Origin of the sequence: Pseudomonas sp. F8002, from assembly GCF_013385495.1 — a bacterium.
Classification (GTDB): domain Bacteria; phylum Pseudomonadota; class Gammaproteobacteria; order Pseudomonadales; family Pseudomonadaceae; genus Aquipseudomonas.
In genome coordinates, this window is the sequence record NZ_JACAPW010000035.1 from 32,763 (window position 1) to 49,485 (window position 16,723).

Annotated in this window: 19 protein-coding genes; 3 read left to right on the forward strand and 16 right to left on the reverse strand. The window is 62.8% G+C overall.

The annotated features are described in order from the left end of the window. The 7 genes from HX811_RS24945 to HX811_RS24975 all read right to left on the reverse strand — a co-directional run. The coding region (locus HX811_RS24945) for a hypothetical protein (protein ID WP_177047860.1) at positions 1-435 on the reverse strand (435 nt) is incomplete at its 3' end. A gap of 174 nt (positions 436-609) precedes the next feature. Continuing rightward, positions 610-1,371 (reverse strand): SDR family oxidoreductase, encoded by a 762-nt coding sequence (locus tag HX811_RS24950; protein ID WP_177047813.1) that lies wholly within the window; start codon positions 1,369-1,371, stop codon positions 610-612. Continuing rightward, the gene (locus tag HX811_RS24955; protein WP_177047815.1) at positions 1,364-2,164 is read right to left on the reverse strand and encodes an SDR family NAD(P)-dependent oxidoreductase; all 801 of its coding nucleotides are present in this window, start codon (positions 2,162-2,164) and stop codon (positions 1,364-1,366) included. Before HX811_RS24955 ends, HX811_RS24950 begins: the two co-directional genes overlap by 8 nt. Then, positions 2,157-2,978: a molybdenum cofactor biosynthesis F family protein gene (locus HX811_RS24960; RefSeq protein ID WP_177047817.1), complete on the reverse strand. Its 822-nt coding sequence runs from the start codon at positions 2,976-2,978 to the stop codon at positions 2,157-2,159. The genes HX811_RS24955 and HX811_RS24960 overlap by 8 nt, the downstream gene beginning before the upstream one ends. Positions 2,979-3,064: 86 nt before the next feature. Then, complete coding sequence (locus tag HX811_RS24965) at positions 3,065-3,724, reverse strand: LuxR C-terminal-related transcriptional regulator (protein ID WP_177047819.1); 660 nt, start codon at positions 3,722-3,724, stop codon at positions 3,065-3,067. Positions 3,725-3,776: 52 nt separating this feature from the next. Further along, entirely contained in the window at positions 3,777-4,142 is a 366-nt protein-coding gene (locus HX811_RS24970) for a cupin domain-containing protein (protein WP_003209872.1), read from the reverse strand. A gap of 110 nt (positions 4,143-4,252) precedes the next feature. After that, positions 4,253-5,551: an FAD-binding oxidoreductase gene (locus tag HX811_RS24975; protein WP_008437180.1), complete on the reverse strand. Its 1,299-nt coding sequence runs from the start codon at positions 5,549-5,551 to the stop codon at positions 4,253-4,255. 195 nt (positions 5,552-5,746) lie between these two features. On the opposite strand from HX811_RS24975, the gene hpaR (HX811_RS24980) reads away from it, so the two are divergent. Further along, positions 5,747-6,169, forward strand: a complete 423-nt coding sequence (gene hpaR, locus HX811_RS24980; protein ID WP_177047821.1) for a homoprotocatechuate degradation operon regulator HpaR — start codon at positions 5,747-5,749, stop codon at positions 6,167-6,169. 132 nt (positions 6,170-6,301) lie between these two features. On the opposite strand, the gene hpaI is transcribed toward hpaR (HX811_RS24980), so the two are convergent. From hpaI to HX811_RS25020, 8 genes are all read right to left on the reverse strand, one after another. Further along, entirely contained in the window at positions 6,302-7,102 is an 801-nt protein-coding gene (hpaI, locus tag HX811_RS24985) for a 4-hydroxy-2-oxoheptanedioate aldolase (protein ID WP_087694948.1), read from the reverse strand. Between the two features lie 18 nt (positions 7,103-7,120). Continuing rightward, on the reverse strand, positions 7,121-7,924 hold the full coding sequence (gene hpaH / locus HX811_RS24990; protein WP_008437182.1) for a 2-oxo-hept-4-ene-1,7-dioate hydratase: 804 nt from the start codon (positions 7,922-7,924) through the stop codon (positions 7,121-7,123). Between the two features lie 10 nt (positions 7,925-7,934). Then, positions 7,935-9,239: an MFS transporter gene (locus HX811_RS24995; protein WP_008437183.1), complete on the reverse strand. Its 1,305-nt coding sequence runs from the start codon at positions 9,237-9,239 to the stop codon at positions 7,935-7,937. Between the two features lie 51 nt (positions 9,240-9,290). Beyond that, entirely contained in the window at positions 9,291-9,683 is a 393-nt protein-coding gene (locus tag HX811_RS25000) for a 5-carboxymethyl-2-hydroxymuconate Delta-isomerase (RefSeq protein ID WP_087694947.1), read from the reverse strand. Between the two features lie 142 nt (positions 9,684-9,825). After that, positions 9,826-10,683: a 3,4-dihydroxyphenylacetate 2,3-dioxygenase gene (gene hpaD / locus HX811_RS25005; RefSeq protein ID WP_003209884.1), complete on the reverse strand. Its 858-nt coding sequence runs from the start codon at positions 10,681-10,683 to the stop codon at positions 9,826-9,828. A gap of 148 nt (positions 10,684-10,831) precedes the next feature. Further along, positions 10,832-12,292 (reverse strand): 5-carboxymethyl-2-hydroxymuconate semialdehyde dehydrogenase, encoded by a 1,461-nt coding sequence (gene hpaE, locus HX811_RS25010; protein WP_177037363.1) that lies wholly within the window; start codon positions 12,290-12,292, stop codon positions 10,832-10,834. Positions 12,293-12,297: 5 nt separating this feature from the next. Next, the gene (locus tag HX811_RS25015; RefSeq protein ID WP_177037364.1) at positions 12,298-13,068 is read right to left on the reverse strand and encodes a fumarylacetoacetate hydrolase family protein; all 771 of its coding nucleotides are present in this window, start codon (positions 13,066-13,068) and stop codon (positions 12,298-12,300) included. After that, complete coding sequence (locus tag HX811_RS25020) at positions 13,065-13,730, reverse strand: fumarylacetoacetate hydrolase family protein (protein ID WP_008437186.1); 666 nt, start codon at positions 13,728-13,730, stop codon at positions 13,065-13,067. The genes HX811_RS25015 and HX811_RS25020 overlap by 4 nt, the downstream gene beginning before the upstream one ends. Positions 13,731-13,873: 143 nt before the next feature. Between HX811_RS25020 and hpaA the strand changes: the two genes are divergently transcribed. Further along, positions 13,874-14,776 carry a 4-hydroxyphenylacetate catabolism regulatory protein HpaA gene (gene hpaA, locus HX811_RS25025; protein WP_003209891.1) on the forward strand — a complete coding sequence of 301 codons (903 nt, stop codon included), beginning with the start codon at positions 13,874-13,876 and terminating at the stop codon, positions 14,774-14,776. A gap of 11 nt (positions 14,777-14,787) precedes the next feature. On the opposite strand, the gene HX811_RS25030 is transcribed toward hpaA, so the two are convergent. Further along, a complete protein-coding gene (locus HX811_RS25030) occupies positions 14,788-16,044 on the reverse strand; it encodes an OprD family porin (RefSeq protein ID WP_177047822.1) in 1,257 nt (418 codons plus the stop codon). Between the two features lie 212 nt (positions 16,045-16,256). Between HX811_RS25030 and hpaR (HX811_RS25035) the strand changes: the two genes are divergently transcribed. Then, on the forward strand, positions 16,257-16,679 hold the full coding sequence (hpaR, locus tag HX811_RS25035; RefSeq protein ID WP_008437189.1) for a homoprotocatechuate degradation operon regulator HpaR: 423 nt from the start codon (positions 16,257-16,259) through the stop codon (positions 16,677-16,679). The last annotated feature ends 44 nt before the right edge of the window (positions 16,680-16,723 follow it).

Here is a 16,723-nt window from a genome sequence, read left to right on the forward strand (position 1 = left end):
ATACAGTGCCTTGATGTGATCCCTGGAAACGTTGGGATAAAAGCTGACTCGATACTGCCGGTCGACGGTGCACTCGGTGACTTCGAGAATGCCGCTGGGGCCGATGGTCTTATGGATGGGATCGCCGAGGGGACCACCGTCTTGCGCGACTTCCTGCAGCATCACCGGCGTATTGCCGATGGGCACGAACCGTGTGCTCTGGAACATGTGCACCAGGGTCAACGGAGAGTTGGCCTTGCAGGTCGCGACGGTGCTGGCGGGATACAGGGAACGGGTGATGGGCGCGACCAGCGAAACCTCGTCGCCGACCTTGAACACCTGCTCGACATCCAGTGCCGAAAAGCTCCAGAAACTCTCGGCCCAGGCGTCGTAGGTGTTCAGGCAATGTGTGAAGTCGTTGAGAACCCCATCGACGTCGCGCGTCTTCGGGTGCATCGCCGCCACGACCAGAAAGCCTATGGCGGGATTCAAGAGGCAGCCCCATCGGGCAGGGCATTAATCGAAAAAAACATCGGCGTTCCCTCGCGCTGTGTGATCAGTCGAGGGACTTTGCAGAGGTTCTCAGGGCAGGGGAGTAGAGGTTATCCGGCAGTTCGGTAGGACGTTTCGTTAAACCTCCGGCAAGGTCGAGCCGCCATCCACCACCAGCGTCTGCCCAGTGATATAGCCCGCCAGGTCCGATGCCAGGAACAGCATTACCCCGGCAATATCCGACGGTGCGCCCAGCCGTCCCAGCGGTACCCGGCTGGCGATCTGTGCATTTACCTGGTCATCCCCCAGGTTGCCCATGGCCGGGGTTGCGATCATGCCGGGCTCCACACCGTTGACTCGCACATTCAAGCCGGCCAGTTCCAGCGCCGCATTGCGAATGAACCCGTTGACCCCGGCCTTCGACGCCGCATAGTGACTCAACCCCGGAAACGCAACCCGCGGCCCCGTGACAGACGACGTAACCAGCACGCAGCCCCGACCCTGACGGCGGAACATCGGCAGCGCCGCCTGGGTCAGCCAGAACAACGCCGAGAGGTTGACCGCCAAGGTGCGGTCGAGCATCGCGGGAGTGATCTCGGCAAAGGGCGTCAGCGGAAAATACCCGGCGTTATGCACCAGAATATCCAGCCGCCCCCAGTCGTGTTCCACCCCTGCAATCAGCTCGAAAACCGCAGCCGCATCCGCCAGATCCACCGTCACCGCTTCCACCTGGCAGCCGCGCCCGCACAGCTCCAGCGCGAGCGCCTCTGCCAGTTGCAGGTCGGCGATCATCACCCGCGCACCCCGCAGGGCAAACGCTTCGACGATGGCCCGACCAATACCCTGGGCGCCACCCGTTACCAATACGTTGCGACCAGTGAAATCCAGGTCTTCATTCATGACGCTGCTCCATACGCGCATAGGCCAGCGTCGGCACATCGACGATGCTTGAGCCCCCGTCCGCCACCAGCGTCGCACCCGTAATGATCGACGCGTCACTGGATGCCAGGAAGCGGCACACCCTGGCGATTTCTTCAGCGCTGGCCGGCCGGCGCAACGGCACATCGGCGCACACCCGGTCATAGGCGTGCTGCAGCGTCTCGCCATGGAAATCCATCAACGGCTGCATTTCCTCATCCGCCATCGGCGTGCGCACCCAGCCGGGGCACACCGCGTTCACCCGCACCCCGCGCGGGCCATAATCTCGGGCCAGCGAGCGATTGAGCCCGAGCAAGGCATGCTTGGCCGTGGTGTAGCCGCATACTTCAGGCCCTGCGGCCAGGGAGGCAATCGAGCCCATCAACACGATGTTGCCGGCGCTTTCCAGCAGCAGCGGCAAACACGCCCGCGCACTGTAGAAGGCGCTGTCGAGGTTGCTGCGCAGCGCCGCCTCCCAGGTCTGCGGGCTGGTGTCGGTGGCGCTGCCCACGCCATGGCCGCCCGCACAGGCCAGCAGCACGTCGATCCGCCCATAGTGCTGGCGAATCTGCGCAATAAAACCCTCCCAGGTCTGCGGGCAGGCCGCATCACCCACCAACACCAACCCCCCGGTTTCCCGCGCGACCTGCTCCAGCGGCTCGCGACGACGGCCGATCAGCACCACATGCGCACCCTCGGCGGCGTACAGCCGGGCGCACGCGGCACCGATGCCCGTGCCGGCCCCGGTGATCACAATCGTGCGCGGCTCAGTCATCAGGGTGCTCCGTGCGATTGAGCACCTGGCAGTAGGAGCTGATGGGAAAGTTCGATAGCTCATCGAAGGAGGCGTCGGCATAGCCGAAGATCTTGCCGTCGCTGCGGTGTTGCCGCAGGTCGATCAGCACCAGGCCGAGGGTGGGGATGATTTTTTCGCGCCAGACGAACAGGTAGAGCTGGTCGGCGATCTTGTAGTAATCGCAGCGGTCGGTGTCGCACAGGCCTTGCTCGACACCCTTGAGGCATTGCCAGGCGTAGAACTGGTGGTTGAGGTAGATGTGCTCGTAGACCTCGCTCGGGCTGTAGCGATACTGGTTGCGCAGGCCGATCAGGTCGGTGGTTGGTGCGTGGGGGCATTGGCCTGGCTGCCACGGGCGGTCGAGGCTGCCGTGGAGGAATTCCACTTCCACCGACGTCAGCGGCTTGCCGGCCAGGGCGCGGCTGTAGAGGCCTTCGCGGGTTTGTTCCTGGGTGGGCATGCGCCCGAGCACAGCGGTGAACGAAGCGCTGGCGGTGTCGAGCACCAGGCTGACCGACCAGGCCTGCGTGCCTTCGCGCTTGATGAAATCCACCAGGTACAGGCCGGGGCGCACCGAGGTCGCACGGTAGGTGGCGCTGCCGCTGGAGTGACCGTCGGCTGCAACCCAGGAGAGCCTGTCGCGCTCGAAACGGTGCTCGATCTGCCAGCCATTGGCGAAGTGCAGGGTGAAAGCCTTGCCGCTCAGGTCGGCCAGGTTCGGCAGGATAAATGCCTCTGGGGCGAAGCCGTCGGCCAGGGCGCCCACGGTGATCCAGTCAGAAGGGGTGGTCATTTGCGAAGCTCCGGTTGGGTGGGTGAACACCACGAATCATCGCGCCTGGGAGCAGGCGCGGGTATCAACCGGATGGTTGAGGCGAACTACAGGAAAAGACTTCCCACCAGCTCCGTGCGACTGCTGACGCCGGCCTTACGGAACAGGTTGATCAGGTGGGTCTTGATGGTGGGCAGGCCGACATCCAGCTCCTGGGCCAGCTGTTTATTGCTGGCGCCCTGGCGCAACAGCAGGGCGATCTGGCGCTCCTTGGGTGTGAGACCGGCCAATGCATCTGCAGTGGGCTGCATGTTGGCCACCGCCAGTTGCAGCAAGGTTTGCAGGGCGTTCAGTTGGGCCAGTTGCTCGCCGGTGAAAGCGCCCTGGTCGGCGGTGCGCAACAGCGAAATCGCCGCCTGGGGCTGACCGGCGCGCTGGGCGAAAATCTCCACCACATCGACCACGCCATAGCGCCGCAGAAAATCCCCATAGCGCCGGGTATCCCGCGCCGGCTGGCGGGCCATGGCAAGGCCCAGCGGCACCACCGCCAGGCCGCTGGACAGGCAGTTGCGCGGTTGCAACGGGTCGAATTGGCGGTAGTTGTCGAGGTAGTCGCGGTGCATTTCGCCGCTCATGCCGTGCAACTGGAAATCCCAGGCTTGCAGCTGGCGGTCGACGCAATAGAACGCGGCCTGGCTGACCGGAATCAAGCGGGTGAAAGCCTGCAGGCACTGGCCGGCGACTTCGTGGGCGGGGAGAGCGTGCATGGGTGGGCACCTGCGCCAAAAGGCTGCCGACGGGTGCCGGCAGCCGGGGCTATCACACCACGGCGAAGTAGTGTTTGACGAAACTTTCGCTGACCACTTCCCACAGCACCGGGGTGCCCTTGGTCACGAACCAGCTGTCACCGGCCTTGTAGCGGGTGCTCTGGCCGGTGGACTCGTCGGTGAGCACGACCTCGCCGGTGACCACGGTGGCTTGTTCGGCAAACGGGTAGACCATGCGGAACTTGCCCTGGGTGGTGCCGAAATAGGCGCTGCTGACCGGGTCGGTGGGGGCACCGAAAGTCATTTTTCCGAAGGCCCGGACTTCGCCTTCGAGGATGGTCGAGCCGAGGTCGGCGACGGTGCCCCAGGCGTCGAGTTCGGATAGCTGGATGTCTTTCTTGAGGGTAACGAGGGTCATGGCAGTTGCTCCTGATGAGAAAAAATAGGCGGCAATGTGGGCGCTGGCGTCCTGGATGAGCGCGGCGCCCGCGGGTTTTTCGCGAGCAAGCTCGCTCCTACAGGTGTTTGTCAGCGGCGGCCGTTCCAGTAACCGGAGAGCTGATGCCAGGATTTGCCGGCGGTAAGCAGCAGCGGGCGGATCGCGTCCTTGCCGATGATGGTCGGGCGATGGATCGAGCTGACCAGGTCATACCGCGCCGAGCCTTCGCTCATGCCTTCGGCCAGCACCTTGCAGATGATGTGGCTTGGGGTCACGCCGAAGCCCGAATAGCCCTGCACGTAGAACGCGTTGCTGCGCCCGGGCAAGGTGCCGACCTGCGGGAACAGGTTCGGGCTGCAGGCCATCGGGCCGCCCCAGGCCAGGTCGATCTTCACGTCCTTGAGGTACGGGAAAATCTTCAGCATCAGGTTGCGGTTCCAGGCTTTCAAATCGCCGGGAATGTGCTCCACCAAAGGCGTGGCGGCGCCGAACAGCAGGCGGTTTTCGTTGGTGACGCGGTAGTAGTCGATCACCGGGCGAATGTCGCTGTAGGCCCCGCGAATCGGGCTGATACGGTTGATCAGCTCTTCTGGCAACGGCTCGGTCATCATCTGGAACGCGTAGGTGTTGATGGTCGAGCGGTGCAGTTCCGGCTCCAGCTTGTTGAGGAAACTGTCGCAGGCCCACAGCAGCTTGCTGGCCTTGACCGAACCGCGGCCGGTGCGCACGGTGATGCGCTCGCCGTAACTGACTTCCAGCGCCGGGCTGTTCTCGAAAATCCGCACGCCGTGGCCGGCCAGGGCCTTGGCTTCGCCCAGCAGCAGGTTCAACGAGTGCACATGCCCGCCGCCCATGTGCAGCAGGGCGCTGCTGTAGGCGTCGGAGCCGATGATCTGCCTGACGTCGGAGCCGCCAAGAAAGCGGATCTCGTGTTGGGTGTTGATGGACTTGAAGTCTTTCTCCCAGGCGCGCAGGGTCTTTTCCTGGCGGGCGTTGAAGCCCATGTAGCCATAGCCGTGGCAGAAGTCGGCATCGATGTCGTACTTGGCGATGCGGTTCTTGATGATGTCGGCGCCCAGGTCGCTGATCTCGAAGATCTGGCGCAGGCCGTCTTCACCCACGTCCTTCTTGATCTTTTCCAGGTCGTGGCCGATGCCGGCCATGATCTGCCCACCGTTGCGCCCGGTTCCGCCGAAACCCAGGTAACGCGCTTCCAGCACGACGATGTTGGTGATGCCTTTTTCGGCGAGCTCCAGGGCGGTGTTGATCCCGGAAAAGCCGCCACCGATGATCACCACGTCGGCTTCCACGTCCTGCTCCAGGGTGGGGAAGCTGAGGTTGTATTTCTTGGTCGCCGTGTAATAGGTCGGCGTTTCGATATTGATCATTGCGCTGCCTGACAGTGAAGAGCTAATGAGTGTATTAAGGCCGTTGGCGCGCTGGATGTCTTGATTCTGTGTGCCGCCGGTTTTGATCCTGCGCGCCAGAGCCTTCGCCGGCTTCACAAGTTATAGCGTGAGGTGGGGAGGAGAGTGTTAGAGTTTCGTTAAAACATTAACTAAATCTATCGTGACCCTGAGCCTATGTTGAAACCCAGACAATCCCTGACCCTGACCTTGCTTCAGGCCCGTGAAGCGGCCATGAGTTTTTTCCGGCCCTCGCTGAATGAGCATGGGCTGACCGAGCAGCAATGGCGGGTTATTCGAATTCTCAGCCAGCATGACGAGCTGGAGATTTACCAACTGGCGGAACTGGCGTGCATTCTCAAGCCGAGCATGACCGGCGTGCTGGTACGCATGGAGGCGGCGGGGATGGTGCACCGGCGCAAGGCCGAGCAGGATCAGCGGCGGGTGCTGGTGACGCTGGCGGAGAAGGGCAAGGCCAGTTTCGAGTCGATGAGCCAGTGCATGGAGGAGAATTACCAGCGGTTGCAGGAGCACTTCGGGGAGGAGAAGTTGCAGGTGTTGCTGGGGTTGCTGGATGAGTTGAAAACCATCAAGCGCTGACACACCGCCGATCCAAATGTGGGAGCGGGCTTGCTCGCGAATGCGGTGGGTCAGCCAACAAACCTGGCACTGATACACCGCTTTCGCGAGCAAGCCCGCTCCCACATTTTGGATCTTTGTGGTTTCAGAGCGTCAGTACACGCCGCCGGTAATGGCCGGTGTTGCGGTGTCTTTGAATTTCGCCGCCAACCCCTGCAACCCGCGCATCAACACCGTCGTATCCACCCCTACCGCCACAAACGCCGCCCCCAGCTCGATATACCGCCGCGCCAGTTTCTCATCCGCACTCAAGATCCCCGCCGCCTTGCCGGCTTTTTGAATCCGTACGATGGCGTCCTCAATCGCCGCCTGCACCTCGGGGTGCCCGGGATTCCCCCGATGCCCCATGGCCGCACTCAAATCCGCCGGCCCGATAAACACCCCATCCACGCCATCAACCGCCGCAATCGCGTCCAGGTTGTCCAGGCCTTCACGGTTCTCGATCTGCACCAGCAGGCACATCTGTGCATCGGCCTCATCCAGGTAACCGGGAATCCTGTTCCAGCGCGACGCCCGCGCCAGCGCGCTGCCCACGCCCCGTACACCACCCGGTGGATAACGCATCGCCCGCACCAGCTGCCGTGCCTGGTCAGCCGTCTCCACCATCGGCACCAACAGCGTCTGCACGCCGATATCCAGCACCTGCTTGATCAACGCCGTATCGCCGATCACCGGGCGAATCACCGGTTGGCTGTCATAAGGCGCGACAGCCTGCAGTTGGCCGAGCATGCCGCGCAGGTCATTGGGCGCGTGCTCGCCGTCGATCAGCAGCCAGTCGAACCCGGCATTCGCCGCCAGTTCGGCGCAATAAGCGTCCGCCAAACCGAGCCACAGGCCGATCTGGGTCTCGCCACGTTGCAGGCGCTGCTTGAAACGGTTGATGGGCATGTCCATGAAACAGTCCTCCAGTATTCAGACAAAGCGGCAGGAGATGGAACCCAGCATGTCGTAATCGACATGGAAGGTGTCACCCGGATTCGCCGCCACCGGGCGGGTGAAGGAGCCGCCGAGGATGATCTGGCCGGGTTGCAGGGTGACGTCGTACGGCGCCAGTTTGTTCGCCAGCCAGGCCACGCCCTTGGCCGGGTGGTTAAGCACGGCAGCCGACACCCCGGACTCTTCGATCACCCCGTTGCGGTACAACACCGCCGGCACCTTGCGCAGGTCGATCTCGGTGGGGCGCACGGCGCGGCCGCCCATCACCACGCCGGCATTGGCGGCGTTGTCGGAAATGGTGTCGAACACCTTGCGGGTGGCGTTGGTGTGCGGGTCGATCTGCTGGATGCGGGCGTCGATGATTTCCAGCGCCGGGATCACCCATTCCGTGGCATCGAGCACATCGAAAATCGTGCAGTTCGGGCCCTTCAGCGGCTTGCCGAGGATGAACGCCAGTTCCACTTCCACCCTCGGCACGATGAAGCGCTCGAAGGGGATGTCGGTGCCTTCGTCGAAGAACATGTCATCGAGCAGGGCGCCGTAATCCGGCTCGGTGATGTTCGACGACACCTGCATCGCCCGCGACGTCAGGCCGATCTTGTGCCCGACCAGCTTGCGCCCGTCCTTGATTTTCCGGGCCACCCAGGCGCGCTGGATGGCGTAGGCGTCTTCAATCGTGATGTTCGGATGCTCCAGGGAAAACTGGCGCACCTGTTCACGGGAACGCTCGGCCTGGTCGAGGCGGGCGGCGGCTTGCTGAATAAGGGCTTGATCAAGCATGACAAAATCTCTACTGGGGATTGACGATGGCCGCATGGGTGCGCAGCACCAGCAGGCCGCCGAGGGCGATAAGCAGCGCCAGCACGTACAGGGCCAGGCTCGCGCTTTGGGTGGTGTCGCGCATCCAGCCGATCAGGTAGGGCGCGAGGAACGAAGCGATGCTGCCGAACGAGCTGATCAGCGCGATGCCGGCCGCCTGGGTGCTGTTGGACAGGAACGCCGGCGGCAATTGCCAGAACATCGGCAGCGCAGCGCTGGCGCCCATGCCGGCGAGGATCAGGCCGCCCAGCACCAGGGTCGGGTTGGTGGGCGAGAGCCCGGCCACCGCAATACCGATGGCCGACATCAGCAACGGCACGCACAGGTGCCAGCGGCGTTCGCGGTTGCGGTCGGACGAGCGCCCGCAGCCGATCATGAAGAAGCACCCGGCCAGATACGGTACGGCGCTCAGCAAGCCGACCTGGCTGTCGCGGCCGATGCCGGCGCCGTGGATCAGGGTGGGCATCCAGAACGCCAGGGTGTTCACCGCCAGCATCACCGCGAAGTACACCGCCACCAGCAGCCACACCTGCGGGTCACGCAGGATGCCGCCGAAGGAGGTGATGGATTTGCGCTGTTCTTCAGTGCTCAGTTGCTCGCGCAGTTGTTGCTTTTGCGCGGGCTCCAGCCACTTCACGGTTTCGAAGCTGTCGGGCAGGTATTTCAGGACGACCAGGCCGAGCAGCACCACCGGGGCGCCTTCGATCAGGAACATCCACTGCCAACCGCGCAGCCCGCCGAAATCATGGAAGTTCTCCAGGATTGCACCGGACAACGGGCCGCCGATCACACCGGCCATGGGCACGGCAATCGCAAACAGCGCGGTGACTTGCGCGCGGCGGCGGGCCGGGTACCAGCGGTTGAGAAACACCAGGATCCCCGGGAAGAAGCCGGCTTCGGCCACCCCCAGCAGAAAGCGCAGCACGTAGAAGCCCGTGGAGCTTTCGATCCACAGCATGCTGGTGGAGAGCACGCCCCACACCACCATCAGGCAGGCGATCCAGCGCCGTGGGCCGACCCGGTCCAGGGCCATGTTGCTGGGTACGCCGAACAGCGCGTAGGCGATGAAAAACAGGCCGGCACCGAGGCCATACACCGTGTCGCTGAAGTGCAGGTCGGTGCTCATCTGCATCTTGGCGAAGCCGATGTTGATGCGGTCCAGGTGGGCAAACAGGTAGCAGATCAGCAGCAACGGCATCAGTCGCCAGGTGACGATGCTGTGGGTGCGCTGATGTTCGATCAGGGTGGTGCTGTCGGCGGTATTGGCTGTGCTCATGATGTTGTTCTTTTTTGTTTGAGTGGCCATGGGCGGAAAGGTGGGCTGTGCTCAGCCCGCCTGGTTCTTCAGGAATGCGTGCACGTTGTTCTGCTTGAAATTCAGCTCGGGGTGCAGCTCGATCATCTCGAACGACAACGCCAGCAGCCGCTGGGATTGCAGCTCGGCGAAGTGCTCGGTGATGACCTTGAACAGGGCTTCGGCCACCGCCTTGCGGGTTTCCAGGTCGCGCCCGTGGCCGACCTTGAGAGTCATGTGGACGAAGGCGTAGTCATGCTTGCCGTCGGCCATGCGCCAGGTGTCCAGGCGCACTCCGCGACTGCGGATGCCTCCCAGGGGAAACACGCCGCTGTCCCCCAGCACGGCGTGAACCTGCTCGAACAGGGCCGGCAGGTTGGCCTGCTGCTCGATGTTGTCGGTGTATTCCGCGATGAAGTGCGGCATGTGTATCTCCTCTTGGGGTGAGGTGCAGCGAATTCCTTGTAGGAGCTGGCTTGCCTGCGATGGCATCAACTCGGTGCGACAGATACACCGAGGTGCCTGCATCACAGGCAAGCCAGCGCCTACAGGCGATCTTCACCAAGGCTCATAAAGGGAAAATGGCATTGATCTGCCCGGTGCCCGAACTGCCGAACGGCTGGGTGATGATCTCGGCCGGCTGGTTGTAGTCCGGCCCGCCCAGCAGTCCCAGGAGCATCGCAGTGTCGTGCATCTTGCCTTCGCCGAAGCAGTGCTCGGCGTAGTCCGGCAGCATTGCGCAGAACTCCTTGAAGCGGCCTTGCTTCCACATCTCCACCACGTGCAGGTCCATCTGTTTGTCGAATTCACGGGTCCAGTTGTGGATGTTGGCTTCGGCTTCGCGGTCGTCCGAGAAACGGTGGGAGAGGGAGCCCGAGGCCAGCACCAGGACTTTGCGGTCGCTTTTCTCGATCGCCCGGCGCACGGCGGCGCCGAACGCAAAGCTGTCTTCCAGGCGGTGCCAGGCGCACCACGCGGCAATCGAGATCACGTCGAACTTCTGCGCGTCCGGCACGCCCATGTGCATGTAGCGCATCGGTACCAGGGTGCCGTATTCCAGCTCCAGGCTCGGGATGTTGTGGGCCATGGTGCGCACGCCGGCCAGGTTGGCCTCGGCGGCGATCAACTCGCCCAGCTCGGGGCAGCCCGGGTACTCGTACTCCATGTTCTTGATGAAGTGCGGCAGCTCGTTGCTGGTGTAGGTGCCCTTGAAATGCTCGCCGCAATTGACGTGATAGCCGCTGTTGACCAGCCAGTGCACGTCGAACACCACCGCGGTGTCGGCCCCCAGTTCACGGGCGCGCCGCCCGATTTCCTTGTGCCCGGCGATGGCTGCTTCGCGGCAACCGTGGTGCTTGCCGGGCAGTTCCGACAGGTACATCGAGGGGACGTGGCAGATCTTCGCTGCCAGAACCACTTCGCCCATGATCATTCTCCTGAGTATTTATTCTTTTGTAGGAGCGAGCTTGCTCGCGAAAAACGTCAACGATAACGCAGCACTTCTGTTAGCCCGCGGCGCCTGCGGGTTCTTCGCGAGCAAGCTCGCTCCTACAGGTAGCGTTGTTATATCCGGGTTACACACCCCAGCGCGGGATGTGATGACTGCCCATGGAAATGCACACGTTCTTGATCTCGGCAAACACTTCGAAGCTGTACTGGCCGCCTTCACGGCCGGTGCCGGAACCTTTTACCCCACCAAACGGCTGGCGCAAGTCCCGCACGTTCTGGCTGTTGATGAACACCATGCCGGCTTCGATGCCGTAGGCCAGACGATGCGCCTTGCCGATGTCCTGGGTCCAGATATAGGACGCCAGGCCGTACTCGGTGTCGTTGGCCAGTTGCAGCGCCTCGGCTTCGTCCTTGAACGGGATCAGGCACACCACCGGGCCAAAGATTTCTTCCTGGGCGATGCGCATGTTGTTGTTCACATCGGCAAACACCGTCGGCTGGATAAACTGCCCGCGGCTCAAGTGCGCCGGCAGGTTGGCCGGGCGTTCCAGGCCGCCGGCCAGCAGAGTGGCGCCTTCTTCGAGGCCAATCCTGATGTAGCCGGTGACCTTGTCGTAGTGGGCCTGGGTGATCATCGAGCCAACCTGGGTCTTCGGGTCCTGTGGGTCGCCGACGATCAGGCGTTTGGCGCGGGCGGCAAATTCGGCGACGAACTGCGGGTACACGCTCTCCTGAATGAAGATCCGGCTGCCAGCGGTGCAGCGCTCACCGTTGAGCGAGAAGATGGTGAACAGTGCCGCGTCGAGGGCGCGGTCCAGGTCGGCGTCTTCAAAGATCAGCACCGGCGACTTGCCGCCCAGTTCCATGGAGTACTTTTTCAGCCCGGCGGTCTGCATGATTTTCTTGCCGGTGGCGGTACCGCCGGTGAAGGAAATCGCCCGCACGTCCGGGTGGCGCACCAGCGCATCACCGGCGGTGGCGCCGTAGCCCTGGATCACGTTCAGCACGCCGTTGGGAATCCCGGCTTCGACCGCCAGGCGCCCCAGTTCATTGGCCGTCAGCGGCGACAGCTCGGACATCTTCAGCACCGCGGTATTGCCCAGCGCCAGGCACGGCGCAGTCTTCCAGGTGGCGGTCATGAACGGCACGTTCCATGGCGACACCAACGCGCACACGCCCACCGGCTGGTACAGGGTGTAGTTGAGCATCTGGTCGTCCACCGGGTAACTGTGGCCGTCCATGCGGGTGCAGACTTCGGCGAAGAAATCGAAGTTGTGGGACGCCCGGGGAATCAGCACGTTCCTGGTCTGGTGGATCGGCAGGCCGGTGTCGAGGGTTTCCAGCTCGGCCAGGTGCGGCACGTTCTGTTCGATCAGCTCACCGAGCTTGCGCATCAAGCGGGCCCGTTCCTTGGCTGGCGTTCCCGCCCACTTCGGAAAGGCTTCCTTGGCTGCTGCAACGGCTTGCGCCACTTCCTCGGCACCGCCGCTGGCGACTTCACCGATGGCTTCGCCGGTGGCCGGGTTGTAGTTGATGAAGGTGTCTTTGCTCTCGACCTCACGGCCGTTGATCCAGTGTTTGATCATATTGCTCAAGCCTCTTTACGGGCGGCGAAAAAGTCCGCCTCGCTGACAATTCGATTGACCAGGCGGCCTACGCCTTCCACTTCCACGACCACTTCATCCCCCGGCACCACATCCGCCAGGCCTTCCGGGGTGCCGGTGGCGATCATGTCGCCGGGCTGCAGAGTCATGAAGCTGGACAGGTATTCGATCAAATACGGGATGTCGAAAATCATGTCCGAGGTCGAGCCTTCCTGGCGCAGTTCACCGTTGATCCAGGTGCGCAGCTTCAGGTTGCTCGGGTCCGGCACGTCGGCGACATCCACGATCCATGGGCCCACGGGCGTGGTGGCGTCGCGGTTTTTCACCCGCAGGTTGGGGCGGTAGTAGTTTTCCAGGTAGTCGCGGATCGCGTAGTCGTTGCACACCGTGTAGCCGGCCAGATACTCCAGGGCGTTCTCGCGCTTGACGTTGCGCGCCGGCTTGCCGATGACTGCCACCAGTTCGCACTCGTAGTGCATGTAGGCGACGTTGTCCGGCCGCCAGGTCACCTGGTTATGGCCGGTGTAGGTGCCGGGGGACTTGATGAACGCCAGCGGTTCAGTCGGTGGCTTGAAGGCCAGTTCGGCGGCGTGGTCGGCGTAGTTCAGGCCGAGGGCAAACATGCTGCCGGTGGCCGGTGGCAGCCATTCGACCTGGTCTTCGGCCAGCAGGCGGCCGTCGGCCAGGCGCACGGCGTTTTCAGCTTCTACCAGCACCTGGTGGGCTTCACCTTCAAAGCGAATACGGGCGTGTTTCATGACAGCTCCTCTGCCTTGATGTGGTTGACCAGGCGGCCCAGGCCGCTGATCTCGACTTCAACCGTGTCGCCGGGTTGCACATCCACCCGGCCTTCGGGGGTGCCGGTGATCAGCACATCGCCTTCGTGCAGGGTCATGAACTCGCTGATCTCGGCGATCAACTGCGGCAGGCTGCGCACGAAGTTGGCGGTGGAGTTTTGCTGGCGCAGTTCACCGTTGACGAACAGCTTCACGCTCAATTGATGCGGATTGGCGACCTGGTCGCGGGCCACCAGTTCCGGGCCCAATGCGCAGAAACCGTCCCGGCACTTGGCTTTCACCGCCGGGCGGTAGTAGCTGTCTTCCGGCAGGCTGAATTCATTGACGATGGTGTAGCCCGCCACATGCTCCAGGGCATTTTCGACACTGACCCGGCTGGCACTCTTGCCAATCACCACCCCGAGGGCCGGGCCCGGTTGCAGGCGTTCACCTTGCGGGTGCAGCACCACGCCGTCGTGGCCGTTGCGGGTATTGGGCGTCTTGATGAACAGCACCGGCTTCACCGGTGGTTTCTGGTAAGGCGCTTGTTCGAATTCGGCGAGACGTTGATTCAGCAACCCCTGGTAGTTCAGCGCAACGCCGAACAGGGTGCCGTTCGCAACATCATGCAGGGCACGGCTCATGCTTTTCTCCTGGCAGTGGCGGGGCAGATTCGGACCTGCACCGTGGGAAATTCGTTAACGTGTTAACGTTATAATTAAGATGTTAACTATCGTCAAGCGTGGCAATATTTCAGGGCAGTCAAAACAACAAAGAGAATGCAGTGATGAGCGATCGTCAGCCGATCCCCAACATCAACATCGGGCAGGTCTACGACCAGCGTTACAGCGATGCCGAGGTGCACTACGACCGGCTCGGCAACCTGGCGGGATTTTTTGGCCGCAACATGCCGGTGCATCGCCATGACCGGTTTTTCCAGGTGCATTACGTCAAGACCGGCGCGGTGCGGGTCTACCTGGACGACCAGCAGTACCTCGAATCCGGGCCGATGTTTTTCCTCACGCCGCCGACGGTGGCGCATTCCTTCGTCACCGAAGCCGACGCCGACGGCCATGTGCTGACCGTGCGCCAGCAACTGGTGTGGGCCTTGATTGACGCCGACCCCAGCCTGGCCCCCGGCGCACAATTGCCGGCGGCCTGCGTGGCGTTGGCGCGGCTGGCACCGGAGTTTCAGCCCGAGGTGCGCCGCCTGGAATTCCTGTTTGATGAGCTGTGCAGCGAGATCAACGCCCAGGCCAGCGGACGCGGTTCGGCCCTGGACAGCCTGACACGGCTGATCATGATCAGCCTGCTGCGGCTCTGCGCCAATTCCCTGGAAGCCCGGCCTGCACGGCACGAAGACCTGCGGATCTTCCACCGCTTCAACGAACTGATCGAAGACCACTACCTGCAACACTGGCCGCTGTCGCGCTACGCCGACGGTATCGGCGTCACTGAAGCGCGGCTCAACGAGGTGTGCCGACGCATCGCCGACCTGCCGTCCAAGCGCCTGATTCTGGAGCGGCTGATGCAGGAGGCCCGGCGCCTGCTGCTGTTCACCGGTAGCTCGGCGAATGAAATCTGCTACCAGCTGGGGTTCAAGGACCCGGCGTATTTCAGCCGGTTCTTCCAGCGCTACGCGCAGATGACGCCGGGGGAATACCGCCAGCGTCAATCGGGGTTGCGCTGAGGCGCCCGGCGTTACCACAGGGCTACGGTGTAGCCGATGATCACCCGGCTTTCGTCGATGTCGCTGGTCAGGCCGTTGCTTGAGCGCAGGGTCGCATTGCGCAGGCGCACGTTGACGTTCTTCAGCGGGCCGCTCTGTACGGTGTAGACCAGGTCGGTGTCGCGCTCCCATTCGCGGCCGTTGCGCACCGTGGCGGTTTGCGCATGGCTGCCGTCGACGTAGCGGGTCATGAAGGTCAGGCCCGGCAGGCCGAGGGCGGCGAAGTTGTAGTCGTAGCGCGCCTGCCAGGCATCGGTGTTGGCCTTGGTGAAGATATTGATGGTCACCAGGTTGACCGAATACGGATCTTGCCCCGGGAAGGCAAAGTCGCCGTCACCGGAAAGGTTCTGGAAGCCCAGGCCGAATTTGTGTGCGCCCACCGACAAACTGAACATGCCGTTGAAAAAGCGGTTGTCGATCCGCCCGCCGTCCACCCGCGAAGCGCTGCGCAGCAGGGCGCTGCCTTGCTCGCGGGTGTCGAAGTAGCGCAGGTCGGTGCGCAGGTTCACGCCCTGGGCCAGCGGCAGGTCATGCACCAGGCCGATGAAATTCTGGCGGTAGATGTCCTGCATCTGCGCGTAGTAATAGGTCGCGGCCAGGTGCGGGTTGATCGCGTAGGTGCCGCCGGCAAGGTCCAGGTGGCTGCTGTTGACGCCGCCGTAGCTCATGGACTCGTTGTTGGAGGAGTCCCGCAGGTTCTGCTTTTCCAGGCGGCCGACGTTCAACGTCAGGCCGTCGATGTCCTGGGAGGTCACCAGTTCACCGTTGTAGGTCGACGGCAACAGGCGCGTGTCGTTGTAGGCGGCCACCGGCAACAGCGGTTGCAGGGTGCCGAGCTTGAGCACGGTCTTCGACAGGCGCAGCTTGGCGGTCAGGCCGAGTTCGCTGTAGCTGTCGGCCGGCTCGCCGCTGGCGCCAGACGGCAACAGCCCGGTGCCCCGGCGGTCGCGGCTGGAGTCGAGTTTCAGGCCCATTTCGCCCAGGGCGTCCACGCCAAACCCGACCACGCCTTCGGTGTAGCCCGACTCCAGGCGCAGCACAAAACCTTGCGCCCATTCGTCTGCCTTGTTCTGCGGCGCGTTGGCCTGGCGAAAGTCGCGGTTCATGTAGAAATTGCGCAGGTCCAGGCTGGCCTTGCTGTCCTGGATGAAGTCGGCGTGGGCGACCAGAGGGCTAAACGCGGCGCACAGGCCAGCGCTTGCCGCCGTGCGAAAGAGGCACGAATGCATGAGGGGCGTTCCTTTTGTTGTTTTTGTTGGTAGAGCCCGCCACCAGGGCAGGGGCGGGCATATTGTTAACATGTTATCTTTAAGCTGAATAGCTGGATTAACAGGTTTTTATGAATTCGTTTCGAAATTAACGATTTGCTGCGTGCGTCGGGTTGCGCACGCGGGACACCGACTCTAAGCTTCGTCGCTTCGACCTCTATTGCGCGTGAACCATGCCCACCCCCAGACCGTCCCTTACGCTCACCTTGCTCCAGGCCCGCGAAGCGACCATGGCGTTCTTCCGGCCGTTGCTCAATGAACATGACCTGACCGAACAGCAGTGGCGGGTGATCCGCATCCTGCGCCAGCAAGGCGAACTCGAAAGCCACCAACTGGCGCACCTCGCCTGCATCCTCAAGCCGAGCATGACCGGCGTACTGGGGCGGCTGGAGCGTGACGGCATCGTGCGCCGGCGCAAATCCGCCGAAGACCAGCGCCGGGTGTTCGTCGCTCTGACCGAACAGGGCCAGCAGTGTTTCGTCGACATGAGCGCCGGGATGGAAAGCAATTACCTGAAGATTCAGGAGCAGTTCGGCGAGGAATCCCTGGAGCAATTGATGGAGCTGCTCCAGAAGCTCAAAGGCATCAAACCGTAATAATCAAAAAATAGTGGCTGAAGCCTGTCCCTTTTTTTCACGTG